The 5,183-nt window shown below is 44.1% G+C and carries 5 protein-coding genes; 2 read left to right on the top strand and 3 right to left on the bottom strand.

What is annotated here, in order from left to right:
• Nucleotides 1–361 precede the first annotated feature (361 nt).
• Nucleotides 362–1,135, bottom strand: a complete 774-nt coding sequence (locus GZ78_RS13270) for an NERD domain-containing protein (protein ID WP_152558715.1) — start codon at nt 1,133–1,135, stop codon at nt 362–364.
• Nucleotides 1,136–1,706: 571 nt separating this feature from the next.
• On the opposite strand from GZ78_RS13270, the gene GZ78_RS28910 reads away from it, so the two are divergent.
• A complete protein-coding gene (locus GZ78_RS28910) occupies nt 1,707–2,171 on the top strand; it encodes a hypothetical protein (RefSeq protein WP_152558714.1) in 465 nt (154 codons plus the stop codon).
• A 513-nt stretch (nt 2,172–2,684) separates the two neighbouring features.
• Here GZ78_RS28910 and GZ78_RS27495 read toward each other — a convergent pair.
• A complete protein-coding gene (locus GZ78_RS27495; RefSeq protein ID WP_051786163.1) occupies nt 2,685–3,473 on the bottom strand; it encodes a hypothetical protein in 789 nt (262 codons plus the stop codon).
• Between the two features lie 270 nt (nt 3,474–3,743).
• Nucleotides 3,744–4,085 (bottom strand): hypothetical protein, encoded by a 342-nt coding sequence (locus GZ78_RS27490; protein WP_051786162.1) that lies wholly within the window; start codon nt 4,083–4,085, stop codon nt 3,744–3,746.
• A gap of 901 nt (nt 4,086–4,986) precedes the next feature.
• Here GZ78_RS27490 and GZ78_RS30295 point away from each other — a divergent pair.
• On the top strand, nt 4,987–5,183 hold a 197-nt coding region (locus GZ78_RS30295), incomplete at its 3' end, for a group II intron maturase-specific domain-containing protein (protein WP_330217617.1).

Here is a 5,183-nt window from a genome sequence, read left to right as displayed (position 1 = left end):
CCTGTTCGAGCAAACCGGATGACCACCGATAGCGCCGTCAGAGGCAACTCTGCCGGTGATTAAGCAGAAGTCAGCAGAAGGCATAGTAGTCAAATGCCCGGCGTAATGGCCGGGACACGGCGAAGGCCTGAACATTAAGAATAAAGGAGGAGCCTTGTCAGACTTGAATACACGAATGCCGCCCGGTAATGACGTGACTCAGCGTGATGATACGAAGCCAGCCTTTGGCGACAATCTTTTCGACCACGTTTTCACTGGGGGACGGATGGATCAAGCTTCACCATTCTTAATGAAACGCCCTGTGCGGACCCGCATGCAGGGTGTTGTGGGGGCTGGAGGTTAGAAACCTCCGGCTACCCGATTAGGTGCAAATTGCACGACACTTTGGGAATTGGCTACAACCCCAAAATTTATTGCCTGCATTTGGGCCTTTTTTAGATACTCTCTGAATCATTGAGCTTCCACATTTTGGGCAAGTTTTTTCTGCGGCTTTCTTGGATTGTACCTCTTTTACATGTTGAACATGCTCTCTATGAGTTTTTATAGAGGGTTTGAGGCGGCCTGATTCGATTGCCTGAATCACTGACTGTTTTTCTGCAAGAGATAGAATATTCTCTTTCTTGGAATTTATGTACCGAATTAGGCCACCTGCATAGGTTACATTTGCAGGCATTTCTGTTTTGAACTCACTGTCACCGACAAAAACTATGACTGAGAATATTTTGGTTTCGGAAATGTTTAAGCAAGTAGCCAAAGTCTTTGTGTGTTTATAGTTTTGGTGTAATGGATTTTGAAATTTACTGGTGTGTTTGTATATTTTCTGAGTCCATTGTTTCTGTTTCTCTGAACCGAAAATCCAACCCTTCATATTTTTTGTTTCAACAACGAAAACTCCTTTGGAAGAGACCAGGATATGATCGATTTGCGTTGTTCCATCCTCTGTAAGAAGGGTCACATTTTTTATGAGATGATATTCATCTTTGTCGAGTCGTACTTTTATGGCGAAGTTTACAATTACCTCGCCAATGTACCCTTTGAACCAAGGTGATTTAAAGATCCCGACAAGAATCAGAAGTGGAATGAAATACCAGAAAGAAGATATTGCATTCCATATTATTGATGTGAAATCGATCATGTTAACTCAATGTTGGTTTTGCACTTAACGCTTGCAGCAGGGGCGGCGAACACAGTGAGGCGTCCCTTTTGCCTGCACTTGTTAAGCGGCCCTGGCCGCTACGATGGTTGGGCTGGCGAGACTCCATTGATATTTTTGGCACCTGACCTCACCGCCAGCAGATTAATCTATTTTCTGTTTTTTGCTGAGCACTGATTCAGAGTCACTGAGGAGAAAAAAAGCAAAGCACTTGTAAATGGTTGTCTATTGCTCAGAACTGAAGGACTCCGAACTCTGTGCTGTCGTGGCACAAGGAAAGAAAACCTGAAACCTCTTGCCAGCTCCGCCCAAAATTGAGAAACAGCATACTGCTTGCGCTGGCATTGCAAGAAGGATAATACACCTGATCTTGATCGCCAGATGGCACACACCTTCTTCTTTCTACTTGTACGACACTTTCAGACTACTAACCAATCTATGCACCCTGCCACTTAACGCCAAAATCAGGGGCTGCGCCGCAGGCGCAGTCCCCTGGATTTATTTGTTAGGCATTTGGACTATACTTTCCGGTAGTTTTTATGAGATTTTGTTTATGAAATTCAATATTTTTAACTCAAGTTACTGTGTGATGATTTTTTTTTCATGTACCATCAGTTTTAGTATTCAAGCTTCACCATCCTGTGAGGTTTTAATTAAGGATGGTCAGAATGAATTTAAAATAAGAGACCCGAAATGTCCTATTGATAGTAAAGTAAGTTCCTTTAAAAAAGGAAAACTAATTGATACTTTTTTTTATGAAGTAACTTGCTCTGACAACAATTCATATACTTGTCATTCTATTGCTAGGATTCCTGACAATCAATTTTATATAGCATGGGGTTGCCGTGGAGTATCTAAAAACATCTTAGTTTCAGAGGCTTATTTGACAGAAACAGATAGAACTTTAGGTACGTTTATAGGAGAACAAAAACGATTCACAATCAAAAGCCTTCTCCTTGCAGATATGCTAATTGGAATACCTTTGTGCAATATGCTTAGCCAATTCTCTGAAGACTGAGGTGAGTGAGATGCCTAACGCTTGCAGCAGGGGCGGCGAACACAGTGAGGCGTCCCTTTTGCCTGCACTTGTTAAGTGGCCCTGGCCGCTACGATGGTTGGGCTGGCGAGACTCCATTGATATTTTTGGCACCTGACCTCACCGCCAGCAGATTAATCTATTTTCTGTTTTTTGCTGAGCACTGATTCAGAGTCACTGAGGAGAAAAAAAAGCAAAGCACTTGTAAATGGTTGTCTATTGCTCAGAACTGAAGGACTCCGAACTCTGTACTGTCGTGGCACAAGGAAAGAAAACCTGAAACCTCTTGCCAGCTCCACCCAAAATTGAGAAACAGCATACTGCTTACGCTGGCATTGCAAGAAGGATAATACACCTGATCTTGATCGCCAGATGGTACACACCTTCTTCTTTCTACTTGTACGACACTTTCATATTACTAACCAATCTATGCACCCTGCCACTTAACGCTTCCTTAATCCGCCGCACGCCAGTGCGGTCGGTTTGAAGGATTTGTTAGGTTTGGGGTTCATGATCAACATCTACATTTATATCCATAGTTTCAGTGGGAACAACTTCACGAGCTTCTGAAAATATTGTTGGAATTGTTGATTCTTCTGGGTCTTTTTTCTTGATCTTTGGGGCTAGGGCAACCCATTTTGTTAAAAGCTGTCCCGCATCATGATAAAACTTGGGGAACTGAGTAGAGACATCTTCTACAAAAGTCTTAGCTCCTTTAAATCTTGCCCCCATATCCACAACCCGGACAACTTCCAAATATGTTGGTAGTTCACTAACATTTGGTGGTATAAGAACGGTTGGGTTTTCAAGTACGGCATCTAGAGAGGCCATTGTTTCAGGTATTCGTTTTGGCCAAAAAGCCTTTATAGACAAATTTTTGTGACTAGTGCCTTTTAATTGTCTTGATAACCAATTAATTGACGCAGTAGCCCTGCTTTTATCTTTAGGAGCCTCCAGTTTCATTGATATGTTGATGACTTTCCTAAGCACATCTGCTGATAAAACCAGCCTAGAAGCAGCATTGGGAATATTGAACTCAGCTTTTAAACTGGACTCTTTTGCTAAGTAAGTACAATCCTCTGAAAAGTTTAAATCTGCATCTTTCTCTCTCTGTCTAGAGAGGTTTATATTTACTGGCTGACCAATAGCCATGCTTAGGTTTAGTGATAGGTGTCTTAACAGTTGGTGCCACCCTGATACAGAGCTGGTTAAATAATCTGAATTTTTATTTAATGTCACTCCGTTTTGAACTGCAGCGCAAAGATCTTTCCATGGTGCAGGCATTTTATTTAATGAGGTAATGCCTGAAGAGTCATGATCAAGATAGCGAACAAGCTCACTAAGTATGTATGCCTGTTCAGGATCTTCAATACCCTTGGATCCGGTTAGCAGGATCGCCTTAGATTTTAGAGATAGCCATGAAAAGTGATAGAGTTCAACTGATCTCGTTTTTGACTTGGCAATAGTCAGTGGGTGATGAGTTGGTGTTGTGGCAAATTGATTAGAAATAGTTATTACTGAGTTTATTTTGTATTGCTTTGCAAGCGATAAATATTACTCAACTTGATCGTTAGTAAGCTCTGAGTTACCTATCTTTGATTCAATTAATGCAGTCCATACTTTAGAGCCATTATTGATCACGACCAGTCCATCTGGTCTTGGTCCTTTTCCCTTCTCGGGAGACTTAAAAACAACCTCAGTGTAGCAGGTAACCCTAGACCTTTTACCGATAGAAGCACCAGCATCGGATAGCACACTCATTGCAAAACTTGGAACAACCATGAATGAAGCCAGCAAAGTTGAAGTAGCACGCTCCTCTTTCTTTGAGTCTGCTACGGTTGGTATCAGTCGCGCAAGCTGTCCCGATGCGAGTAATGATTTTATTTCAGAAGACATTTGATATTCCTTTTATTATTTATAATCTCTGGTGCTGCAGCATGGTATAAAACCTAACGCCAAAATCAGGTGCCGCCGAAGGCGGTCACCTGGATTTTTTTGTGTACGCCCGGCATGGGCATGAACTTATGGGGTGAAAGTCCCCTGTAGGAAGATCACCGTTGAAAACCCTGTTGTGATTAAACGCTAACTACTAGCGAACGGCAAGGGCCAGCCCGTGAGGTCTGGTCTGGAGGAAGCCGCTAGCAAAGCTGCGAGCTGATGAACAAGAACATCCTATGAGGCGTAGGCTGGAGGCGAGTTGGCACAAGACAACGAAGCCACGTGATCTGACGGCCACCGTAAAGGATGCAGTTGCGCAGTGACAGTTCATGTCCTTATCCGGGGAGATCTGCTTAACACGCGATCGGTTACTTTCCAGTTCTCAGCCACTGGTCTCAACAGGCTCGGCGAACAGAATGCATCCTCCTGTTCGAGCAAACCGGATGACCACCGATAGCGCCGTCAGAGGCAACTCTGCCGGTGATTAAGCAGAAGTCAGCAGAAGGCATAGTAGTCAAATGCCCGGCGTAATGGCCGGGACACGACGAAGGCCTGAACATTAAGAATAAAGGAGGAGCCTTGTCAGACTTGAATACACGAATGCCGCCCGGTAATGACGTGACTCAGCGTGATGATACGAAGCCAGCCTTTGGCGACAATCTTTTCGACCACGTTATGCACCCTGAAAACCTTCAGAGAGCATGGAAGCAGGTCCGCGCCAACAAGGGCGCAGCCGGTGTAGACGGCATGACCATTGACGCCTTCCCTGAATGGGTGCACCAAGGCTACTGGAAACACACGGCAACGGCCTTGCAGAACGGAAGCTACACGCCTGCGCCAGTACGATTTCACCATTCTGGTGAGAAGTCTGAGAGCAGGAAAACGGGTGCTGCACAGTATCAGCCAGTATCTGCGCGGTTGGATCAACTATTTTGGTATTGCCAACTGTTATCAGCTCTGCTGCGATCTGGATCACTGGATACGTCGCAGAGTCCGCATGGCTTATTGGCGACAGTGGCGAAAGCCTCGTACAAAAATCAGACAATTGATGCGTCT

It is taken from the genome of Endozoicomonas numazuensis, assembly GCF_000722635.1.
GTDB classification, from domain to species: domain Bacteria; phylum Pseudomonadota; class Gammaproteobacteria; order Pseudomonadales; family Endozoicomonadaceae; genus Endozoicomonas_A; species Endozoicomonas_A numazuensis.
Note: the sequence above shows the minus strand (reverse complement) of the source record. Positions and strands in the feature narration are given on the sequence as shown.

What these genes read in the sequence shown, in the direction of transcription:
- GZ78_RS27495 (WP_051786163.1), bottom strand. Translation starts at nt 3,473, where the DNA reads ATGCCTGCACCATGGAAAGATCTTTGCGCTGCAGTTCAAAACGGAGTG.
- GZ78_RS28910 (WP_152558714.1), top strand. Translation starts at nt 1,707, where the DNA reads ATGAAATTCAATATTTTTAACTCAAGTTACTGTGTGATGATTTTTTTT.
- GZ78_RS27490 (WP_051786162.1), bottom strand. Translation starts at nt 4,085, where the DNA reads ATGTCTTCTGAAATAAAATCATTACTCGCATCGGGACAGCTTGCGCGA.
- GZ78_RS13270 (WP_152558715.1), bottom strand. Translation starts at nt 1,135, where the DNA reads ATGATCGATTTCACATCAATAATATGGAATGCAATATCTTCTTTCTGG.